The following is a 3,040-nucleotide window of genomic DNA, read 5'->3' on the forward strand; positions in this document are numbered from 1 at the left end:
GACAGATCGGCGTCGAGGTCCAGTGGTCCGGGATTGACCGCTTCGACGCCACCGGCGGCGAGCAGGTTCGCCGCGAAGGTCGCGCGCACGTTGTGTTCGGCGATCGGTCCGAGCGGGGCGAGCAGCACCCGCGGCCGGACACCGTGCGAAGCCAGGTAGGTGTCGGAGCGGTCGCGCAGCGCCTCGAACGGCGCGGCGTAGCGCGCAGCGGACGCGCCGGCCTCGGCGACACCGACCGGCAGCGGCTTCTCGGCCAGGTTCGGGAATTCGTTGACACCGGTCACCGAGAACTTGCGGTGCGCGATGTCGGACTCGCGGCGGGCACGCGTCTGCGCGACACGCTCGGCGATCAGCCCGGCGTCGAGAGCGACGCGGTATCCACCGGCCGCCTCGATCTGCTGGAAGAAGCTCCATGCCTTCTCCGCGAGCTCGGCGGTCAGCTCCTCGACGTACCAGGAACCGGCGGCGGGATCGAGCACGCGACCGAGGTTGGACTCCTCGAGCAACAGCAGCTGGGTGTTGCGGGCGATCCGGGCGGAGAACGCCTCGGACACCTCGAGCACGCCGGCCGGCAGGGCGGCGTCGAACGGCAGGACCGTGACGGCGTCGGCGCCACCGACACCCGCGCCGAAGGCGGCGAGGGTGGTGCGCAGCATGTTCACCCATGGATCGCGCTGGGCCATCATCGCGGCCGAGGTCACCGCGTGCTGCGGGGCGTTGCCGGCCTCGGGGGCACCGGCGACCTGGGCGACCCGTGCCCACACTGTGCGGCCGGCACGGAACTTGGCGATGGTCTGGAACTGGTCGTCGGTCGCGGCGAGGCGGAACTCGAGCTGTCCGAGCGCGGTGGCGACCGGGATCCCGGCACCGACGAGCTCGCGCACGTAGTCGAGTCCGGCGGCGATCGCGGCACCGATTTCCTCGGAGTCGGACGAACCGGCGTTGTGGAAGGCCGTGCCGTCCACGGTGAGGGCGCGCACCGACTCGGTGCGATCGGCGGCGGCCCGGGCCAGCTCGATGGCCTCGGCCAGGGTGACATCGGGACGCTCGGAGAACGCGCTGGTGAGCGGCGCTGCACCGAGGGAGACGCGCACGGCGGCGCGATCCTCGATGTCGGTGCGGTTGTCGAGCACGCCGTAGACGGCCGTGCTCGCCGCGACCGCGTCGGCTCCCGCATCGAGACGGAGCGGCGCGAGATCGAGAAGTACACCGTTCAGTGCGGTGTCGAGTGCGTCGACGGGGACGGCGCCGGCGCCGACTCCGAGCCACACCGAGCTGACCCCGTTGTTCAGGGCGTCGAGGATGCGCTCGTTGACCGAGGCCGCATCGGCGCCGGTGAACCGGACATCGACAAGCCATCCGCTGTTGACGTCGCGGGTGGACGAGCCGCCGCGGACGAACGGGAACTCGCCGGGCAGGGGTGCTTCGTCGCGTTCGTCGCGGACGCCGTACAGCGGCGCGACGGTGATGTCGTCGTAGGTCGTGGTCGCGAGCAGACGCTGCGGCTCGGGGCCGAGTTCGGCCGGGTCGACGCGTCGGGACTTGGCCAACACCCCCGCCACCGCGTCCTGCCACTGCGCATATGCGCGCGCGGCATCCTCGGCTTCTGCAGCTAATGACACGGGCGATTCCTCCTACTGCGGGTTTGCAGGCTTTGTACGGACGGCGTTGTCGGCCGGAGGTGGGCAACCTCGAAAAGGGTAGGTTGCCGTCGGTGTGATGCTATCCCTACACACCGTGCGGTCGTTGTGGGGATCACCACAGTTTTCCTAGCGCTCGATAATGACGTCCTCGAATGAAACGGTATCGTGCGCACTTCCCGGCTCTGCTCCGGGGGAAGCGGACGCGTCGCCCGGTAGTGTGGGCATCCGTGACGAGGCTTGCCGCAGACCGCAGAGTGCTCGGAATTCTCGCCCTGGTGGCGGCACTCGTCGTGGCAGCTCTCGTGGTGCCACATCCATCGATCGCCCAGATCCGGCAGTGGTCCGAATCGGTGCACGGCCCCGCCCTGGCCCTGACGTTCTTCGCCGTCCACGCGCTCGTGACGATCGCCCCGGTGCCGCGCACGGTGTTCACCCTCAGTGCCGGCGTGCTGTTCGGCAGCACTGTCGGCATCGGCGTGACGGTCGCCGCCTCCACGGTCAGCGCCGTCCTCGCGTTCCTGCTCGTGCGGGCCATCGGGCGGAAGGCCGTGGAATCGCGTCTCACGCACCCGGCGGCGAAAGCGATCGACCTGCGGCTGGCACGCCGCGGATGGCTCGCGGTCGGCTCGCTACGGTTGATCGCCGCCGCCCCGTTCTTCGTCGTGAACTGTTGTTGCGCCGTCTCGGCGGTCCGCCTCGTGCCCTACACGCTCGCCACGGTCGTGGGCATCCTGCCGGGCACCGTAGCGATCGTGCTCCTCGGCGACGCTCTCACCGGGCAGACCGATCCGCGGCTGATGGTGATCACGGGCGTATGCATCGCGCTCGGTGTGGCGGGATTGCTCCTCGAAGCGCGCCTACCCGTACCTGCGGGCTCCGCGCTCGATGCCGCCGATACGGCAGCACCCACCACGAGGTCAAGCATGGAGGCTTGATTTTCAGAGGTCAAGGCTCCACGATTGACCAATGTTCGTGCTCACCGTCGATCAGCGCGGAAGCCGGCGAGACGTGGATCGGGTCGAGGACCTGCTCATGGCCCTCGACGACCTGCCGCTGGTCCGCCGGTTCGATCGCACCGCAGGCGACGAGGTCCAGGCTGTCGCCGACGATCCCGCCCTCGTCGTCGATCTCGTCCTCGAGCTGCTCCGCCGGGAACACTGGAGCATCGGGGTAGGGATCGGCGCGGTGGAGACCCCCCTGCCCGAACAGACCCGAGCGGGTCGCGGGCGCGCATTCGAACACGCCCGCACCGCAGTCGAACGGGCCAAGAACGCGCCCGGCCAGGTCGCGGCCGAAGGCGACGACACCGCGGCCACCGCAGATGTCGATGCCGCGCTCACCCTGCTCGCCACCGTCGTCCTGCGCCGGTCCGAACAGGGGCACCAGGCGATCGCCCT

3 protein-coding genes are annotated in these 3,040 nt (G+C 70.0%); 2 read left to right on the forward strand and 1 reads right to left on the reverse strand.

Annotated features, from left to right (window positions below):
* Positions 1–1,622, reverse strand: a 1,622-nt coding sequence (locus R1101_RS0120015; protein ID WP_026003500.1) for a methylmalonyl-CoA mutase family protein, incomplete at its 3' end; no start/stop codon positions are given.
* A 275-nt stretch (positions 1,623–1,897) separates the two neighbouring features.
* Between R1101_RS0120015 and R1101_RS27685 the strand changes: the two genes are divergently transcribed.
* Both R1101_RS27685 and R1101_RS0120025 read left to right on the forward strand, forming a co-directional pair.
* A complete protein-coding gene (locus tag R1101_RS27685) occupies positions 1,898–2,578 on the forward strand; it encodes a TVP38/TMEM64 family protein (protein WP_016935084.1) in 681 nt (226 codons plus the stop codon).
* Between the two features lie 31 nt (positions 2,579–2,609).
* A partial coding sequence (locus R1101_RS0120025; RefSeq protein ID WP_016935085.1) for a hypothetical protein occupies positions 2,610–3,040 on the forward strand: 431 nt, incomplete at its 3' end.

The sequence above is a fragment of the Rhodococcus sp. R1101 genome, assembly GCF_000278445.1.
In the GTDB taxonomy this organism is placed as follows: domain Bacteria; phylum Actinomycetota; class Actinomycetes; order Mycobacteriales; family Mycobacteriaceae; genus Rhodococcus; species Rhodococcus gordoniae.